General features: G+C 40.4%; 19 protein-coding genes. 6 read left to right on the forward strand and 13 right to left on the reverse strand.

The features are described from left to right. Nucleotides 1-113: 113 nt before the first annotated feature. From PAUR_RS10245 to PAUR_RS10305, 13 genes are all read right to left on the reverse strand, one after another. Nucleotides 114-1358 (reverse strand): MDR family MFS transporter, encoded by a 1245-nt coding sequence (locus tag PAUR_RS10245; protein WP_192507664.1) that lies wholly within the window; start codon nt 1356-1358, stop codon nt 114-116. A 420-nt stretch (nt 1359-1778) separates the two neighbouring features. Continuing rightward, nucleotides 1779-2282: a peptide deformylase gene (gene def / locus PAUR_RS10250; RefSeq protein ID WP_192507665.1), complete on the reverse strand. Its 504-nt coding sequence runs from the start codon at nt 2280-2282 to the stop codon at nt 1779-1781. A 249-nt stretch (nt 2283-2531) separates the two neighbouring features. Further along, entirely contained in the window at nt 2532-2975 is a 444-nt protein-coding gene (locus PAUR_RS10255; protein WP_192507666.1) for a GNAT family N-acetyltransferase, read from the reverse strand. A 17-nt stretch (nt 2976-2992) separates the two neighbouring features. Further along, nucleotides 2993-4114 carry a serine hydrolase domain-containing protein gene (locus PAUR_RS10260; RefSeq protein WP_192507667.1) on the reverse strand — a complete coding sequence of 374 codons (1122 nt, stop codon included), beginning with the start codon at nt 4112-4114 and terminating at the stop codon, nt 2993-2995. Between the two features lie 658 nt (nt 4115-4772). Beyond that, the gene (locus PAUR_RS10265) at nt 4773-5192 is read right to left on the reverse strand and encodes a tetratricopeptide repeat protein (protein WP_192507668.1); all 420 of its coding nucleotides are present in this window, start codon (nt 5190-5192) and stop codon (nt 4773-4775) included. A gap of 160 nt (nt 5193-5352) precedes the next feature. Next, nucleotides 5353-6051 carry a TorF family putative porin gene (locus tag PAUR_RS10270; RefSeq protein WP_192507669.1) on the reverse strand — a complete coding sequence of 233 codons (699 nt, stop codon included), beginning with the start codon at nt 6049-6051 and terminating at the stop codon, nt 5353-5355. 10 nt (nt 6052-6061) lie between these two features. Continuing rightward, on the reverse strand, nt 6062-7279 hold the full coding sequence (locus PAUR_RS10275; RefSeq protein WP_192507670.1) for a BCCT family transporter: 1218 nt from the start codon (nt 7277-7279) through the stop codon (nt 6062-6064). Between the two features lie 188 nt (nt 7280-7467). After that, nucleotides 7468-9135: a choline dehydrogenase gene (gene betA / locus PAUR_RS10280; protein ID WP_192507671.1), complete on the reverse strand. Its 1668-nt coding sequence runs from the start codon at nt 9133-9135 to the stop codon at nt 7468-7470. Between the two features lie 11 nt (nt 9136-9146). Continuing rightward, a complete protein-coding gene (gene betB, locus PAUR_RS10285) occupies nt 9147-10622 on the reverse strand; it encodes a betaine-aldehyde dehydrogenase (protein WP_192507672.1) in 1476 nt (491 codons plus the stop codon). A 1-nt stretch (nt 10623) separates the two neighbouring features. Continuing rightward, nucleotides 10624-11199, reverse strand: a complete 576-nt coding sequence (gene betI / locus PAUR_RS10290) for a transcriptional regulator BetI (protein WP_192508553.1) — start codon at nt 11197-11199, stop codon at nt 10624-10626. Between the two features lie 430 nt (nt 11200-11629). Then, nucleotides 11630-12583 (reverse strand): alpha/beta fold hydrolase, encoded by a 954-nt coding sequence (locus PAUR_RS10295; RefSeq protein WP_192507673.1) that lies wholly within the window; start codon nt 12581-12583, stop codon nt 11630-11632. Between the two features lie 37 nt (nt 12584-12620). After that, a complete protein-coding gene (locus tag PAUR_RS10300) occupies nt 12621-13022 on the reverse strand; it encodes a DUF4267 domain-containing protein (protein WP_318782605.1) in 402 nt (133 codons plus the stop codon). A gap of 114 nt (nt 13023-13136) precedes the next feature. Next, a complete protein-coding gene (locus tag PAUR_RS10305; protein WP_192507674.1) occupies nt 13137-13676 on the reverse strand; it encodes a TetR/AcrR family transcriptional regulator in 540 nt (179 codons plus the stop codon). 139 nt (nt 13677-13815) lie between these two features. On the opposite strand from PAUR_RS10305, the gene PAUR_RS10310 reads away from it, so the two are divergent. The 6 genes from PAUR_RS10310 to PAUR_RS10335 are packed head-to-tail and all read left to right on the forward strand — an operon-like array spanning nt 13816 to nt 19303. After that, nucleotides 13816-14337 (forward strand): HPP family protein, encoded by a 522-nt coding sequence (locus PAUR_RS10310; RefSeq protein ID WP_192507675.1) that lies wholly within the window; start codon nt 13816-13818, stop codon nt 14335-14337. Nucleotides 14338-14359: 22 nt separating this feature from the next. Beyond that, nucleotides 14360-14761 (forward strand): tautomerase family protein, encoded by a 402-nt coding sequence (locus tag PAUR_RS10315; RefSeq protein ID WP_192507676.1) that lies wholly within the window; start codon nt 14360-14362, stop codon nt 14759-14761. Continuing rightward, a complete protein-coding gene (locus tag PAUR_RS10320; RefSeq protein WP_192507677.1) occupies nt 14751-15155 on the forward strand; it encodes a cupin domain-containing protein in 405 nt (134 codons plus the stop codon). Before PAUR_RS10315 ends, PAUR_RS10320 begins: the two co-directional genes overlap by 11 nt. 1 nt (nt 15156) lies before the next feature. Continuing rightward, nucleotides 15157-16644, forward strand: coding sequence for a CoA-transferase (locus tag PAUR_RS10325; protein WP_192507678.1), 1488 nt, complete (start codon nt 15157-15159; stop codon nt 16642-16644). Further along, nucleotides 16634-18160 (forward strand): FAD/NAD(P)-binding protein, encoded by a 1527-nt coding sequence (locus PAUR_RS10330; protein ID WP_192507679.1) that lies wholly within the window; start codon nt 16634-16636, stop codon nt 18158-18160. Before PAUR_RS10325 ends, PAUR_RS10330 begins: the two co-directional genes overlap by 11 nt. Before the next feature lie 27 nt (nt 18161-18187). After that, nucleotides 18188-19303 carry a pyridoxal-phosphate-dependent aminotransferase family protein gene (locus PAUR_RS10335; protein ID WP_225738334.1) on the forward strand — a complete coding sequence of 372 codons (1116 nt, stop codon included), beginning with the start codon at nt 18188-18190 and terminating at the stop codon, nt 19301-19303. The last annotated feature ends 44 nt before the right edge of the window (nt 19304-19347 follow it).

Here is a 19347-nt window from a genome sequence, read left to right on the forward strand (position 1 = left end):
TCCAATGAGGGTATTTTCTTCAATATCAAGGCGCTTTTATGCAGTAATAGCGGGCTATTACAAATGAAAGCAACGCCGAGAGTGAGAAAAATAGCTTTATTGGGCAAATTCGCTTATCCAGATCTGAGGTTACTTACCCCTAATAAAGTCTCGTCTCGAGGAGTGCGCTCTGCCACGCGATATATCATCAAAGCCACAACACTTATCGCCGTCGTCACTATAAATAATACCGGTCCACTGGCAATATCAAGCACAATTCCCCCCAACAATGGTGCCAATGCGAATCCTAAAGAGCATAAACCGGCTGCGCCAAAATAGCTCGATTTAAGGTGTTCTGGTGCAAGTCTATCAATATGTACATTAATATTTGAAAACATAACAGCTTCACTTAAACTCCATACTAATACGCACACAATCCAGCCACTAAAATAATCAACAGGGTTAAGCGCCATCATCACTTGCGATAAAGCAAGGATCCCTCCACCACAATACAACCTCTTTTGAATCGACCAGTGGCGCATCAGGTGCAGTAATGGGAATTGACATAACACAATAACAGACGAATTAACCACTATCAGCATAGAAACAAGTGTCGCTAGCTCAGGGACTTCAGCCCTCGCCAAATACTGAATAAGACTAGAGTCGCCTTGTGCAAATACAAAGTAAATAAGCAGGTTTGCAGCAAGTACTAACAAAAACACCGTATCCTTTTTAAGGATACCTAGCCAGCTGGAGAAATTGGGTAATGTCGTCGCAACGCCTGCGTTATAAACAGAATGACCACGATGCATTACCAATAATGCCACCAACAAACCAATATAAGATACAGCGGTATAAATAAAACTAAATTGCTCACCATTTAAACCCGCCCACAAGCCATAAAGAGGTCCGATTGCAGCACCTACATTCACTAAAAAGTACAACATATGCAGTGCCAACTCTCTATCTCCATCCTCCTTTAGCTCATCACTCAATAATGCTTTACTGGGTGCATCCCATAACGCGCGCGGCATAGTTGCAAAAAATACCGCCATACAGAATGCCCATAGCGACTCAACAAATGCCAATGCTATAAATGAAAATATGCCAACTAATACTGAGGCATAAAGCAACTTAAAACGCCCATAGCGATCGGCTAGATTACCGGTATAAAAACCTAATAACACTGAAAACACTGCTGATATACTCAACAATAGCCCAACCTCTGTGGCACTCAAATTGTATTTTTGGTATAGCAATACGGATAAAAAAGGCCACACCATATAATAGGTGGCACGCACAAAGAAATTCCCCAACAACATCACCCACACTAAGGGTGTAAACCGTAATAATTGAGATAATACGTTTCCTCGCTCCACTGCATTTCCTTTATTTTTTGAATTATTTAGTTAGAGTTTAAAACCTCAATATAAGTTTAGGTAAAGTCATTTCAACAACAATAATTAGAGATTTTTTCAATCTTATGTCATACGCTTATAGCAACCAGCGGGCATTTTTCATATTGGGAAAAACACCTCCTAGTAAGCTCATTCATTGATATACCTTTGAGATTTACTCGCAATGACCAACCTCTGCGAATCACATTAACGCTATCACAACTGATGTATTGATATCATGCTTATTGCACGAGAAATAGCTTAAAGAAAGCTTTGAGTATACGGGCTGAAGAAAAAAGGGATATGATGAATGCCAACAACAAAGTAATCGCATGGTCGTTATTTCACTAGAATAACAAGACAGCGTGACTCGCAAAGAGCCACTCTATCTAAATTACAGTATTAAGCACTTTGGCTCACTGCTTTTTTTACTTTTTTTAATGCCATTTTCTGTTTTAAAGGAGACAAATAATCAATAAAGAGCTTGCCTTTCAAGTGATCAATTTCGTGTTGCAAAACGATGGCTAAGAAATCATCATTCTCAATATTAACAACATTGCCTTCTCTGTCTAATCCACTCACTTTAACTTGAGTAAAACGTTCTACGTCGGCGTAGTAACCAGGCACAGATAAACAGCCTTCTTGACCTTTTTCAACGTTTTCACCGTCAACCACTTCAGGATTAATCAAGATCAATGGCGCATCCCTTTCTTCGGAAATATCAATCACAATAATGGCCTCTTTACGACCAACTTGCGTAGACGCTAAGCCTATACCATCATCTGTTGCGTACATCGTATCTAACATGTCATCAATGAGTTGCTGTACAGAACTGATATCTGTGACAGGCGTTGCGGGAATTTTTAGCTTCTCGTTAGGAGCTTTAAGGATCTCTAAAACAGCCATTTTACCTCAGTATTTTTACTTGCTAACACATGCTTAGGCGACCAACCTATCATTAAGCCTCGGCATATGCTTTTTGAATGCTTAAATTTAGTGGACACATTCTAACTTACTTTTAAGTTAAAAGGTAAGTGAAGCCACTTTAAGAGCATATTGCCAAACGCAAAAAACTCAATTTACCCTACTAAAAACGCCACAATAAACATACACTTCTCGGGCACAAAAAATAACACCACAACACTTCGCGCAAAATTACTGAGACAATTCAATCACCGCTAACATGTCTTCTCCTTCATCATCCATACCGACCTCTTGAAACCCGAATGAGCTATAAAACGCTTTTGCAACTGGGTTACTTGGCATATAACAGATTTCAATCTGCTTTACATCTGTCAATGATTTAATTTGTTCTAATGCAAGAGACAGCGCCTCTCTGCCAATGCCTTGTTGTTGAAATTTGAGGTCAATCATAAATCGCCATATCGACACACTATGCCCTGTTTGTGCTACCCACATAAAAAAACCAACAACCTCTTCATTACGGTAAATAGCACGTGTTGTATATCCTTGATTAAATTGTGCCTCAACTAATGACCACATATTGCATGCAACATAATTTTGCTGTGTATCAGCAACATCTAAATCACATACCGCTTCATAATTATGAATATCAATCGGTCGAAGTGAAATAGTCATAATACGTCCTCTATTTTTTATAATGCAGATAGTTGCAACGTTTTTTTCTGTATTGTATACGTCAGTTTTTCAATCATTTCATATGGGTAATCATCTCGACAGTTCGTCATAATAAAAACAAATAGGTCAATATCAGGGTAATAGTTTATTTTTGATAAAGCGCCTCGGTACCTTCCCTGATGATAAAAATAACTCCGGCCCTCCTTTGTTTCCCCCATGGACCAGCCATAGCCATGCTGCGTATTAGTCACAGAGCCATTCCCAACGTGTTCCGTGAATATCAGATCCCACGACTGTTCAGTGAGTACCTTTTTATCTCGTATCGCCTGATACCAAGCAGACATATCTTGTACTGTCGATAAGTACCCCGTAGAGCCTTCTATATTCCACCGTTGCCCCAAACTTTCATAAAAATGTACTAATGAATGTCCTATGGCATCACGCTTAGGCGTCATTGAAAATATTCGCTCAAAGAGGTTAGGCTTATTTTCATAATGAACTGCTAAATCGGTTTCTTCACGGCTAATTAACCTATAACCAGTCTCTTTAAGGCCCGCAGGCAATAATATATTACTGTGAATAAATTGCTCATACCCCTGCCCACTTACCTTCTCTATTACTTGCGTTAACAACCCAAACCCCACATTCGAGTGAGCATATTGCGAACCAGGCTTAAATAACAATGGGGTATTAAATACGCGCTTTCTAAAATCGTGCTTATTAATTAACTCATACACAGGCCCCGCATTATAGTCAAATCCAGCAGAATGCGTCATTAATTGATGTAATGTGATTGTCTGCATCTCGATAGGAATATTTACGAAGTACTTAGCAAGAGAATCTTTAAGTGACAACTTGTTTTGCTCTGCAAGCTTCAGTACAGCAGCCACGGTAAACTGCTTTGTGATAGACCCAATATCAAGGACAGTTTGTGCATTAAATGCCGTTTTTGTCTCTGTATTTGCCAAACCATAAGACGCGTTAAAAACAATCTCATCACCATTGACTGCATACACAACGCCTGAAAAAGTAGACGCTGCAATATCTCGATTTAAGCGATGTAATGTTTGATCTGCCGATATCGCAAGTGATTCTGCACAAAAAAGCACCGTAATTGCAAAGCTATACAGCCAATTCATTAATTTTTCTTACCTTCCCACAACAATTAACATGAATAATACTGAATTCATAGCAATTGTTAAGTAACTTTTATGTGTCGCCTACCGAATAAATAACCTCATCAGCCCACCAATCAGTTAATAAATAGGTTAAGAAAATAAAGAATTCTACCTGAATGGCTTGATACAAACTTAATAAACAACAGTTATGATACTTTTACGCGGATGAGATTACCCATAGAAACAAAAAGTTCTAAATAGTAGGAATTACGCGTAAAGCCAGAACACTTTACATTAAAAGCGATAATTAAAATGACACAACGTATTTTTAATTATACCAAATGTCATTTTAACTTTTTGCCTATTTAACCTCAGGTTTGGATAAGGATTTTGGAATAGGAAATATTTTGTAAACAAACTTACGTACAATCCAATGATAATACTTTATTCAATATCAAGGCGCTTTTATGTAGTAATAGCGGGCTATTACAAATGAAAGCAACGCCGAGAGTGAGAAAAATAGCTTTATTGGGCAAATTCGCTTATCCAGAGCTGAGGTTAACTTAGACTTAAATTACAGCGGCACAAAATTCATCAATCAATACGAACAAAAAAAGCACCTCTCGTACGGGTCCTCTTCGTCAATCCACCGTGTTTTCATAAACCATTGATAAAAACACTATTTACTTTTCAGTTCTTCAAGCAAATCGTGAATTTCTGATTTTAATTGCTTATCAATGATCTTATTGCTGCTTATTTTTGCCTTTTCTAAATGCGCAATCGCCCCAGTGTGGTCACCTAATTCAGCTTTTAAAGCCCCTATTGAATAGCCAATAGAAGAACAAAAGTCTTTTGAATTAAGGGCTTCAGCTTTTGTCAACGCATGTTCATATATTGTCACAGCCAATGCTAAATCATCTGTAAAATCAGCCAACGTCTCCCATTGTACTGGGTGGTCTTTATCTGAATTTTCATTGTGTTCACACAGCTGCTTTAACTCAGCATAATACCTATCGAACGTGCCTTGATTTTGCTCTTGAGCCGCCCCCATTAAGTGATCAGTAATGGAAAGTACAGATTTGTATAGTTTAGTATTCATCTAATAGCCCTGTAAGCAATATATGCTTATCTAAAAAGTAGCCAAACATTATAGCCCGTCTCACCTAAAACTAACACTCTGGCCCTTCAAATAACAAAGCCAAGCAAATGATGCTTGGCTTTGTTTATAAGTCACAAAATAATATGTTTACGAATATAACTTATAACGAGAACGTACGAGATACCGAAAATACTATACGCTCATCTGCGGTGTTGTAATCCAGGCTGGTATTTTCTGCTGCTAATTCTAAGTTAAATCCTTCAACACTCGTCTGATAAGCTAAACGATAGTGATAGTATGACTTATCACCTGCGTCCCACATATACTTATCACCATCAAGCGAGTTTGATACATCAAAACTGGCGCGTAGTGTATGGCCTTCTGCCACTTCAACACTGTGTGCGATCATTGCAATTGTATGCCCAGCCCCTGTACCAAAGTAATCCCAGCTATACCAAAAATTAAATTCTGTTTGACCTAATTCGTTAGTAAAGCCGAACTTACTATATACTTCTGGGTAGTTACCATCACTAGAGTTGGTATCACCATGATAGCTATAATATGCAATACCATAGTCCATGCTCCAGCTTTCGTTCAATGTAATGAATTTACCAACATAAAAATCCCACTCAAGATTAGTATCATCAGCAAAGTCAACATTTGACGCCCAAGAACCAGCATATACACCGCTATCAAAGCCATAGTCTAAGCTCCCCTGAATAGCAGGATCGTCTTGTGTTTGGCTCACACCATTAAACGTATAATCTGATGCGCCAGTGACTGTCGTTGACCAGTCAGCCATTGCATTGGTAGAAGCAAGCGCCAGCGCCGTAAAAAGTAAATGTTTTGTCGTTGTCATAATAAGTTCCTTAGCCAGCTGTTTCTATTTTACTGAAATCAATTGTGTTATCTTTCGGTGAGCTGTCAATATTGCTCACTGTTTTGAATTTGTTGTAACCAATATACAGTGCACACGATAAGAATAGCCCAATGACTAAAGCACCAACCCATTGGATTTGAATAAACTCAAGTTTAAAGAGTAATGTGAGCAATGATAAAGCGGCAATATTGAATAGCATGTAATTGCGCATGCCTAAGCGTTTTACCGTCAAATTCAGGTTGTCTGTGTATAAACGGATCAATGAATCGAGAGAGTTAATCACGAACACAATACCCACAAACACCATCGCGAAGTTTTTAATACCTTCAGTAGAAATACCTGCTTCGTGATAGTGATAAAGTACCCCAAACCAAAGCGCAATGGGAATTGATGGGAACACCAACATCGCAGCAAGTACCTGATAAGTCTTCAGCCCCCCCACAAAACGAGATGTAAATTGGCCAATCATAATACTCCATGCAAACCACCAAAATAAATAAAACTCATGATAGTCATTGAGTGGCAATATAAAGTGATTTAAATTAGTAAAGTATTCACCTATGAGCCCTAATTTATTGGTAAAGCTCGACACGGAACTATCGCCAAATATAAACGTCGCGCTCCACATAAAAGCAATTAATGCGATAAACATCCACGTTGTTGTAATGCTTAAAAAGCGCACATATTTTAAACTCGTACTGGAGTACACCGCGAAGCAAATGGCTGCAAATACCACCAAGTAAAAGCTTGGAATTATGGTACTACCATCCCCCAGGTTGGGGAGGTACCAAGGTAAATTAGAAAGCAACAAATAAGCAGTAAACGCACATGTACCAATAATAATAATATTGTTAAGCAACTTCACCCAAGGTATTTCGAAAAACTTCACCTTCGGCTCTATTACGCAGAAATAAAAACAGGTAAGGAAATAAAACCCCCAGATTAAAAACCCCCAAAACCCAAACTCGATGGCCAGTGGATTTGCAAACGCATATTCTGGGCTTGCTTTTATGTCTGCGTAACCCGCAAACTCAGTAAGTGGAAACATTATCAAACCGACATCTAACCCAGATGTAAATAAGATAGCGATAAAAGTAAAGGTTTTTACAGGGGTAACACCCACACACTGCAAATTACCCCATTTAAACAAAATCACTACAATTGCTAAAAGGGTGAAAATGATACCAGCGCTAAGCCATAAGGTCATTGTCACCCTCCCAAAACAAGTAAAAGTAACTCATTGTTTCTCCGTTATTGTTTTCTTGCATCAATACTTAATGTTATTGAACTTAATTCAATTAACCACGAGTAACCTATTTACCCTGTACGCCACTGCAAGACACGCCTAGAACTAAGTTATCCTAAGCGTTTTGGCAAACTAACTATCTGTATATTTTAAAGCTCCGAACTACGTTGTACTGTGTGCCATTGCTCGCCGACAATGACTTCTGTGTCATCGGCTTTCAAAAGCACTTTACCTAAAATATGGTCTGCTGCTTTCTCTGCTAGCATCATGGTGGGGGCATTCAAATTGCCATTGGGGATGGTAGGAAAAATAGAAGAGTCCACTACACGTAAACCATCAATACCATGCACTTTGGTTTGTGAGTCAACCACAGCCATGCCATCTTCCCCCATTTTACATGAACATGACGGGTGATAAGCACTTTCAACAGCTTGGCGCACAAATTGATCTATTTGTTCATCTGTCTGTACATGCTTGCCTGGCTGAATTTCTCCATCTCGATAATCATCAAATGCGCTTTGCTCAATAATTTCACGCGTCAACCTCACACATGCCCGAAATCCTTCGATATCGGCTTGATGAGCCAAATAATTAAACTGAATTTTTGGCGCGTCATCTGGGTTATTTGACGTAACGGTTACCGAGCCTCGACTTTTGGGTTTATTGTGCCCAACATGCACTTGAAACCCATGACCTGCAAAAGCACTTTTTCCGTCATAGCGGATGGCCGCTGGTAAAAAATGGTATTGAATATCTGGCCACTCGACGCCAGGCTTTGAGCGAATAAAGGCACATGATTCAAAATGATTTGTTGCCCCTAAACCACTTTTATTCAACATCCACCTTGCACCAATCAACCCTTTAGAAACAAGCCCTAGTTTGCCATTTAGGGTGATCGGCTGCTTGCATTTGTATTGAAAATAAAACTCTAAGTGATCTTGTAGGTTTTGTCCCACCCCCGGTAAATGATGTTTTACCTCTATACCGGCTTTTTCTAAAACCGCTTGGTCGCCAACACCCGATAACTGTAATAAATGTGGTGATCCGATAGGCCCTGCACTGAGCACAACTTCCTTACGCGCACTCGCATGAAGCAAGCGGCCGCCTACTTTATAAGCCACCCCTTTAGCCTGTTTATTCTCCAACACAATCCGTTGCGCTATTGCGCCTGTCACAATAGTCAAATTATTGCGTGCTTTTACCGGATCTAAATAAGCGCGGCTTGCAGAACAACGGCGGCCATTTTTCACCGTCATATGCATTGGCCCAAACCCTTCCTGTTGCGCACCGTTATAATCATCTGTTTTGGCGTAACCAGCTTGCTGACCGGCTTCAATAAAGACGCGATATAATGGGTTTTCCATTTCATTGCCGTTATTAACACCAACTGGTCCTTGATTTCCGCGGTATGCGTTATCACCTAAATACCAAGACTCTGCTTTTTTAAAATACGGTAAACAGGCCTGATAATCCCAACCTTGTGCGCCGTGTTGCTGCCACTCGTCAAAGTCTCTCGCATGTCCTCGAACATACACCATGCCGTTAATAGAAGACGACCCACCTAACACCTTGCCACGTGGACAATGCATTTTTCGGTTATCTAGATACGGCTCAGCCTCAGTATGAAACTGCCACGCGTATTTATCTGAATTCATAGGAATAGACAAAGCCGTTGGCATTTGAATAAAAATACTTTTGTCACTACCACCTGTTTCCAGTAACAAAACATCATATTGACCGCATTCACTTAAACGGTTCGCTAGCACACAACCCGCCGAACCAGCTCCAACAATAATATAATCAAACTCTTGCTTCATTGGATGTCTCATTAAAATGGGCTATCAATGTTATTCATACCAACGTACACAGACTTCGTCTGAGTATAATGATCCAGAGTTTCAATGCCGTTTTCTCTGCCGATACCTGAGTGCTTATAACCTCCCACAGGCATTTCAGCGGGTGAATTTCCATACGCGTTTATCCAGCAGATCCCCGCTTGTAGTTTATGAATAACACGATGTGCACGCTGAATATCCTGAGTAAATACGCCAGCAGCTAGTCCTAAGTGCGTGTTATTTGCGCGTTTAATGACTTCAGCTTCCTCATCAAACACTAAAATGCTCATAACGGGTCCAAAAATCTCTTCTTTGACGATAGTCATATCGTCTTGGCAATCTACAAAAACCGTTGGGGCAACAAAGTAACCATTCGGTGCTGATGCAGGAGAAAGCGCTTCGCCCCCAGTCAATAATTTAGCCCCTTCTTTAATACCCAAATTGATGTAATCTAGAACAAGCTGTTGATGCACTTTGGAGATCAATGCGCCTAAGTTCACATTGGGGTCTAGAGGATCACCTGCCACAATATTTTGTTCAGTTCGCGTTTTTAATTCTTCAATAAATTTGTCATACACACCGCGTTGTACAAAGACACGGGTGCAATTAGTACAGACTTCACCTTGAGTATAGAAATTCCCCAACATAGCAGCGCTAACCGCTTCGGTGACATTTGCATCATCAAATACGAGCAGTGGCGATTTTCCGCCCAATTCCATGGTGACATCTTTTAACGTGTTCGCTGCGCTCGCCATGACTTTCTTTCCTGTGCCAACTTCTCCTGTGAACGACACTTTCTCGATATCAGGATGTGCTGTCAGCCATTGTCCAACTTCAGCAGCACCTTGCACAACATTAAATACCCCCTCAGGCACGCCCGCTTCAATAAAGATCTCAGCAAGTTTTAATGCCCCTAAAGGCGTTTCTTCAGACGGCTTAAATAACAGAACGTTACCCGCCGCCAACGCAGGGCCAGCTTTCCAGCATGCAATTTGTAAAGGATAATTCCATGCACCAATACCAGCACAAATGCCAAGCGGTTCCTTGCGAGTATAATAAAAGTCATCACCCACCATTTGCTGCTGACCGACTTGTGCAGGTGCTAATCCCGCAAAATACTCAATCACATCAGCACCAGTTTGCACATCAACACACTCAGCTTCCTGCCACGGTTTACCGGTATCGAGTACCTCAATTCTAGCTAACTCATCATTTCGTGCTCGTAATAATTCAACGGCTTTAAGCAAAATTCGGCTGCGTTCTATGGCTGTCATTGCAGACCAAATTTCAAACCCTGCTTTGGCACTTTCTATCGCTGCTTTTTGGATAGCATGATCAGCCACTTCTACTTGATAAATAACGTCATCAGTCGCTGGGTTAATTACGTCAAAGCGTTCGCCTGACTGGTTTGCAAGATAACGTCCATGGATAAAATTCTGATAAATAGGGGGAGTTACAGGCGGTGTCATATTACGCTCCATACTGCTGAATGAGTGAATTTACATATTGCTTGGCAAGCAATTCACTGTGTTTAAATTGATCTGTATCTGATTGACTAAGGACAGCCCGTAGCCATAAGCCGTCAATCATAGCGGCACTTAGTTCTGCTGCTTGTTTAGCATCATCTATTTGCATAATACGTTTAAATGAGCAGGCTAAATTGCTATACAAACGCTTGCTATTAACATTTTGCAAGCGATGTAATTCAGGATCGTGCATTGACTGCGCCCAAAAGCTTAACCAAGTGCGTGTCGTATCTTTGCGCTGTTGTACTAACGCAAAATTTGCTTCAATGATATACATCAGTCTTTGTTCTGGCGTCGTATTATCTGCGACCTGAGAAATTAATGACTCTTTCAAACTAGACAATAAATGACGCACTGTAGCTTCAATTAATCCCTGTTTACCACCAAAGTAATGGCTAATAATCCCAGAAGATAACCCTGCTTTTTTACTAATACTATTGATAGTAGTTCCTTGTAAACCAAGCTCACCAACTGACTCTATGGTTGCGTCAATTAGCTGCTGACGGCGTACAGGTTCCATTCCGACTTTAGGCATGATTTTTATTAATTGAACGTTCAATAAAAATAAATATTAAACAAGATGTCCGGATTTTTCAAGGTTTCCCTGTGCCGGATGTGTGTATGAAACCTCACAAAAAACACCTAATACATTGAAATAAAAAGATAATTCTTTATTTCATCGCCAGATATATTTTGTGAAATAATTGTGAAAGCAAACCAATATTATCGAATATTGTATTTATAACGTACCAAAACGCCGATAAGGTTTGTCATTAGAATTATGGGATTTGTCGAAAAAGACATGCTGTAAAACGTTCATATTAATACCCATTTAAAGTCATCACGTAGCAGAATGCCCTACGACTTGAATTGACAACTCGTACTACAGCGAAATATCATGCACAGGCGCATGTTTTTGGGCTTTTTTAACTCACTCCGTTGTTAAAATATTATAATTCACTACCTTCTGATACTTTCCTAGGCTCATCATTTAAAAATGAAATCATCGCATTATTAACTTGCTTAGGCTGTTCTATATTCAGCCAATGTGCAGCATTGTCAATTGCGACGACCTTGGTTGAGGGGATCAAAGTCATCGCTTTTTCAGAGTTGCCAAAATCAAAGCTAATATCTTGCTTTCCCCATATAAACAGCGTTTTTATCGTGGTGTCTCCAAGCGCCTTCCACCCTTCGGTGTAATCAAGAACGGGAGAGTGCCTCAAGGTCGATAAATAAGTACGCATAAACCCTGGGTATTGTGAGAACTTCTGCCACATATCAATGGCCCAACGATGTTCTTTTTCTTGATAAAAATACCCTTCAACCCGCGGCTTTAAAATAATTTCTCCAAAATACTTAAAGATCAACTCACCCAGTATCGGAATATTGATAATCTTCTGAGCATAATTCACTTTTGATGGCCAGCCTGCAGGGCCTACAAAGACTAACTTTGTAACTTTTTCTTGTTTATTGCTAGCATATTCAGCTGCGATAATGCCGCCAAATGAAGAACCGATTAAAGACACTCTGTCAGCCCCAACTTCACGTATGACGCTATCCAACTGCTCTGTAAACACAGATAACGTTAAATCAACATCAGGGCGGCTTGAAAGACCTCGGCCAAATAAATCGTAAACAACCACCTTATAACCGGCGTTGACCAACGGAGCTACATTTGGATCCCATTGCTCAACATAACCATTCGATGCCGGAATGAGAATAATCGTTTTTTGATTATTTTCTCCATATATTTGATAGCGAGTGCTCCCTAATTCTGATTTTAAATATCGTGCATTGGACATTTCCCTTGCTGACATAAAGCGTGAATAATCTTCATAATAATAGTCCAACGTACCGACAATTATTATTACTATCATGCCAGCAGCCCAATAACGTTTCTTCACCTAACATCTCCTTTAGAAATTTCAATGACTAAAATACTCATTTCCCTGAGCACCTTGATACCATGAGCTTTAATACATAAAATGTCACTAATAAATAAAGCACGGTGGCGATGTGCTTATAGATCACTTTCAATGGAGCATCGGCTTGATAGGCTAAAACGCCATCAGTGACAGGCATAGCAACACCAAAAATCGCGCACCACATTAAAATTGAGTATTGTTTTTTTATGATAAGCAGGCCAAGTACCAAAGTAATAAAAATCGTGCGAGACCCATATATTATTACCCAGTCCGCGTCTAAATGAGAAAACAACTCCGTTCCTCTCACAGTTGCAAAACCGGATGGTTCAAGGTAAGAAAAAATACCATAAAACCCTTGCAGCAACGCCATAAGTGACACGAGTATTATCGCTATCACTTCTATTTTAGATTTAACCACTTTAAGTACCTCAATCGTTCGTAAAGAGAGTAATTTTTTATTATTAAGCAAAACCAATATATATACACTATAGATTTAACAGTTAGTTACATTATTCATATATTATGATTATTCTCATCTTAATATCCTCATTAATGCGCCCTGATATATTTCTTTTTTATCTATTATTTCTTCGAATTCCGCTCGTACAATAAGCCCTTCAATAAAAGTCATAATCATTTCAGACTTAGCCTCATGCTGCTCTGTTTCAGTGCCTAATGCTGTGTGTATTAACGCTAACAACCAACGCTTATGATCTAACGCGATACCACTGATTGATTGATCGACTTTTTTAAACTCCGCCAAGGCATGCATAAACATACACCCTTCAAAATGCGGTAAAGAAAACCACTCAAAATGCCAATCTAAAATAGCAAACACTTTATCTTCACTACTTTTCACGCTACAAACAGCCTCCTCTAATGAGGCTTGAAAGCGATCATGGCGCCGTGTTAATACAGCTTCAACCAAGCCAACCTTGTCGCCAAACCGTCTATAAATTGTTGTTTTCGATACTTTTGCTTCATCTCTGATCAAATCTACTCCAACCGAGTTATATCCATTTCTATTAAACAGATCCTCAGCGACATCCAAAATATGCTGTTCTACTTTCATCTAATACCCTAAAAAATTGCTTGCACAAAAGTGTACAGATCTGTACCTTTTGGTAAAGGTGTACAGATCGGTACACTTGATAATAACACATTATTGTGAACGTTAACGTTACAAAAGTATTGATAATTTGGAGAATGAAATGAAAAAGCTATCCGGCGGTGGTGCACTCCCACCCAAAGTAAATGTTATCGAGCTACTTAGGGGCTTTGTTGGCGGGTTTGTTGGTATTTTGGGGCTGTGCTTTATAACAAGTATTGCAGGCTACCCGCTACTTATGGCGCCGTTTGGCGCGACTTGCGTCATCTTATTTGCAGCAGCAACCTCTCCGTTGGCGCAACCGCGCAATGTGATTGGAGGTCACTTTATTTCTGCATTAATTGGCATCCTTGCTCTGCTGACTTTCGGCACAAACCCCTGGGTAATGGCTTTATCTGTGGGACTGGCTATTGTGGCTATGCAATTTTTCAGAGTTGTACACCCACCCGCAGGTGCAAATCCACTCGTCATTCTAATGGCCGGAAGTTATCACTTTGATTTTTTAATTTTCCCTGTACTGATTGGCAGCATATTTCTCGTCGGTATTGCTTCATTAATTAACAATATTGGTTTAACGAAAAAATGGCCTATCTATTGGTATGGCTCCTCAAGCAATCAACAGTAACTGACGAACTAGGAGCAATGACATGCCAACTCTAACCATTCATACCAATCAAACTCTACTACCCACAATCAAATCTAAACTGGCAGATTCATTAGTCGCAATCACCAGTATGTATTTAGGCAAGCTTCCAACCTTGACCAATATCGTCATCCATGAAAATTGTGGAAGCTGGTACTGCAATGGACAATCGACCTCTGAGTTTCAGTTTTCCTTAAATATTATCATCACAGAAGGAACCAACAACCCACAAGAAAAAGCACAATGGTTAAAGCACTCATGGCAATTGTTTGAAGAGGTCTTCATTAACTTACATAACAATCCAAATTACATATCCATCCAAGAGATCCCAGCGACCGACTGGGGCTACAACGGACAGTCGCAAGCGGCTAGACTACAAAAACAAGGAGAACACAATGGAGTTTAACTCACCACCTGAGCTTAATGACCGTATTGTCAAGTTAGGGTTTTCTAGTGATATCGCGATACCCGCCGATATTGATTTTAGTCCTTATCAACCAGGGCTTAGAGAAGGCGTTGATATTGCGGTACTGTTCGATGAAACATGTGTAAACCCAGAAGGTGCAGATTGTGCTTTTTTACGCTATCAAGCAGGGGCATTTGTCCCTGGGCATGTTCATATGGGCTATGAAACCGTACTCGTTTTACAAGGTGATTATATTGAGAATGGCCAAACATTTTCGCCTGGTTCTTTCATAGTACGTGCCCCTGGTACGTGCCATAGCATGGCATCAACAAATGGTTGTTTGATTCTTGCCTCTAGATATAAACCGGTTAAACAGCTTACGGAGTATAAATAGCATGGAGATCGTCACTGCTAGCTATGTAGCAAGCCAAGTAAATAGTGATAGCACCGTCATACCCGGTGGCTTTGGGTGTTGTGGACACCCTGATTTATATACCCATGCCTTACGTCAGAGGTATGAAAATGAGGGACAACCCAAATCTCTCACTTTATTATTCGCATCTGGTGCGGGTGACAAGCAGGGAAAAGGATTAGACCAACTCGCAGCTAAAGGCATGATTAAAAAAGCCATTGGGGGTTTTTGGGGATTTTGTCCTGCGTTAACCAATGCAGCTCGACAAGGTACGATTGAAGGACACAATTGGCCGATGGGGGTGATCAGCCACTTATTTCGGGATATTACTCGAGGCGCATTAGGCCACATCACACACATTGGCTTAGGAAGCTACATCGACCCAGATATTGGAGGTGGTTGTATCGAAAACCATGCCCCCTCTCTTATATCTAAATTAGAAATACAAGGTCAACAGCACCTATTTTATCCCGCGTTTTCTATCGATTTCTCGCTTTTACGCGGCACACGTGCGGATGAAAAAGGCAATATCAGCATGGATGAAGAAGTTGCATATCATGATGCACTGCTGCAAGCGATGGCAGCCAAAAACAGCGGTGGAAAGGTCGCGGTACAGGTTAAAGAACTTGTGAAGGCACTGCCATGTCAAGACGTACATATTCCAGCGCATTTAGTTGACTTTGTGACTATTGCTCAAGACCCGCTTGACCACTTACCCAGCTATGGTGAGCTGACTACTTCAGACCACCAGCCTGAGCCTAAAAACATCGCTAAACACTACATAGTTCAGCGTGCTCTGCATGAACTCCCACAGACTAAAGCCTGTATTAATTTAGGAATAGGTATACCCGCACTGCTCGGGAAATATATTAACAAAACGCAGACTGACAATAGCTTCACGGTTGAATCTGGCATATTTAACGGGCAGCCAAAGTATGGTTTGTCTTTTGGTGATTCATCAGAGCCCGACGCCATTATAGGCCAGTCTGATTTATTCGCGTATTACGACGGCGGAGGCGTAGATGTTGCCTTTCTTGGTTTTGCCGAAATAGATGCCCAAGGTTGCGTTAATGCCAGTTTACTGGGCCAACGAATGACCGGAGTCGGTGGATTTATCAATATTGCACAATCTGCTAAAAAACTGGTTTTGTGTGGCACCTTAACAACAGGCGCTTTGCATGCAGCGCAAGAAAACGGCCTCTTATGCATTAAAAATGAAGGTAATATCACAAAATTTGTGTCACACGTACAGCAAATCACCATCGACTTAGCCCACCCTACATATTGTAATAAAGACGTTATCATTATTACTGAAAGAGCCACCTTTAGCTTTAAAAACAAAGTATTAACTGTCATGGAAATTTCGAAAGGATTTAGTATTGCAGACTTACAACAGCATATTAATTTTCCAATTTCTGTTTCTCCATCGCTCACCACAATAAACATCAGGCAGGTACTCCATGAACTCTAAAATTGCAATCATCGGTGGAGGAGCTTCAAGTATTGCCTTTATTGATGCCTTTATAGAAAAGCAAACATCGAACTCCCCTAGTCCGATTAATATTACGGTGTTTGAAAAATCAAAAGACTTAGGTCCTGGTAATGCGTACCAAGGCGATGCAGAGTCGAATTTACTTAATACCAAAGCTGGCTATATCACCATATTTAAAGACAAACCTGGTGATTTTTTTCAATGGTTAACGCTCTATCGATACCGCTGGCAACCTCTTTATCCCAATTTACAAGTGGCTGAAAACAGCTATGCCCCTCGCCCATTATTTGGGATGTATATGGCAAATGCATTTGACCGAATCGTCAAAAAAGCATTTATGAAAAATATCATCGTCAAAGTCATAAGAAGCGAAGTTATTCAATTAACTGAAAACTCTGATCCACTGCCTATTACCTTGAAAACACTTTGCCAGCAGAGCTTTAAATTTAACAGCGTCATTGTGGCGTGTGGTACGCTCTCAAAATCGCCATTTTCGCCACCTATTAACTCTCAAATTCACCATACCCCCTACCCTATTTCAACATTACGCCGTAACATTGAAAAAAGTGACAGCGTTGCCATTATTGGTGCGCGCTTAAGTGCAATAGATGCTGTTATAGGCTTAATTGAGAATGGTCATCATGGAAAAATAACACTTTTCTCAAGAAGCCATTTATTTCCATTTGTGCGAGGTACTCAAGGACGATATAAAAACACCTATCTATCTGCTGAGTTTATCACGCAACACTATACTTCCCTGACTTTGTCACAACTGAGCCAGTTGTTTATAAAAGAAATGTGCCATTATCAGCAGATGCACCCTCAAGAGTGTAGTGAAGAGATTGTTTTTCCACCGACCCCCATTAAAGATCTCAGCAAGTTTCTCTCATCAGAAATGGTAAAAGCCAATCAAAATAGAGGTTGGCAAGCGATTTTATATGACACAAACTCAATTTTAGCCCTCGTGTGGGAAATGCTCAAAGATGCTGATAAAGCGCGCTTTATGACGACTATGATGTCAGCAGCTATGTCTATGCGCGTGTCTATTCCATATGAAAATGCATCTAAAATCAAAAGTTATATCGACAATGGGCAATTAGAGTACATAGGCGGTGATACACAAATTGAAACATGTGCGAAAAACATCTTATCGGTCAAATATCAAGGCGGTGTTTCACATGCAGACTCCATTGTGTATGCCGTGGGCAGCCCGCGGGATATATATTTATCTGACTCAGAACTCATTCGTAATATGGTAGATACCAATATCGCAAAAGCCCATAAATTTGGTGGTATTGATGTCTGTAATACCAGCTATGCGTTACTCAATAAAAAAGGCAAACGCAGTGCATCAATATACGCAATTGGTGAAGTCACACATGGGTGCTTTTTATTTACCAGTGCATTAGATATTATTGTTAAACATGCGCATAATTGTGCAAAGAGTGTTCATCATGATTTGAATACATACACTCAGCATGCTTTAGCTGTTTAACTTAATAATAAAAATTAGGAAACTATTATGCTAGAAACTTTCAACCCTACGCCGCGTATTTTAATGGGGCCTGGGCCTTCAAATGTTTCGCCAAGAGTCTTAGGCGCATTAGCTAAACCGACCATAGGCCACTTAGACCCTCAATTTATTAAGTTAATGGACGAAATTAAGCAATTGCTGCAATATGCATTTGTCACCAAAAACGAATTTACTATCGCACTCTCAGCCCCTGGTTCTGCAGGTATGGAAGCATGTATCGTCAACTTAATTGAGCCAAACGATAAAGTGATCGTCTGTGTTAATGGTGTTTTTGGTGGCCGCTTAAAAGAAAACATTGAGCGAGTTGGTGCGCAAGCGATTGTCATTGAAGATACTTGGGGGGACCCCGTCAGTGTAGGCAAAGTAGAGCATGCTTTTGCAATGCATAAAAATGTCAAAGCACTGGTTTTTGTGCATGCTGAAACATCTACAGGCGCTTGCTCTGATGCAAAAACCCTATGTAATATTGCCAAACAAAACGATGCTATCACCATTGTGGATGCGGTAACATCGTTAGGGGGAAGTGAGCTCAAAGTCGATGAATGGGGAATAGATGCCGTTTATTCAGGCTCTCAAAAGTGTCTATCATGTGTGCCGGGGTTGTCACCGGTTAGTTTTAGTCCAAAGGCGGTCGAAATCCTAAAAAGCCGTAAGACAAAAGTGCCAAGTTGGTTCTTAGATCAATCTCTCGTAATGGGTTATTGGTCTGGAGAAGGGAAACGCAGTTATCATCACACCGCTCCTATCAATTCACTCTACGCACTGCATGAATCATTGCTTATGCTGAAAAATGAAGGACTAGAACAAGCTTGGTCGCGTCATGCACAATTACACCAACGCCTCAAAAGTGGTTTAGCGGAATTAGGCATTCGCTTTTTGGTGAATGATGCACATCAGTTACCTCAATTAAATTCAATTTTAATACCTGAAGGTGTCGACGATGCACAAGTGAGAACACATTTGCTAAATAAGTTTAACCTTGAAATAGGTGCCGGTTTAGGGCAACTTGCAGGAAAAACATGGCGCGTAGGACTCATGGGTGCTACCGCAAACGAACAAAATGTCGCTCTACTGCTGACGGCATTAAAGGAAGTGCTTGTATAAACCCGCCTCACTTTAAATGAGTCAATCTTGACGGTAAAAGAAAG

It is taken from the genome of Pseudoalteromonas aurantia 208, from assembly GCF_014858725.1.
In the GTDB taxonomy this organism is placed as follows: Bacteria; Pseudomonadota; Gammaproteobacteria; order Enterobacterales; family Alteromonadaceae; genus Pseudoalteromonas; species Pseudoalteromonas aurantia.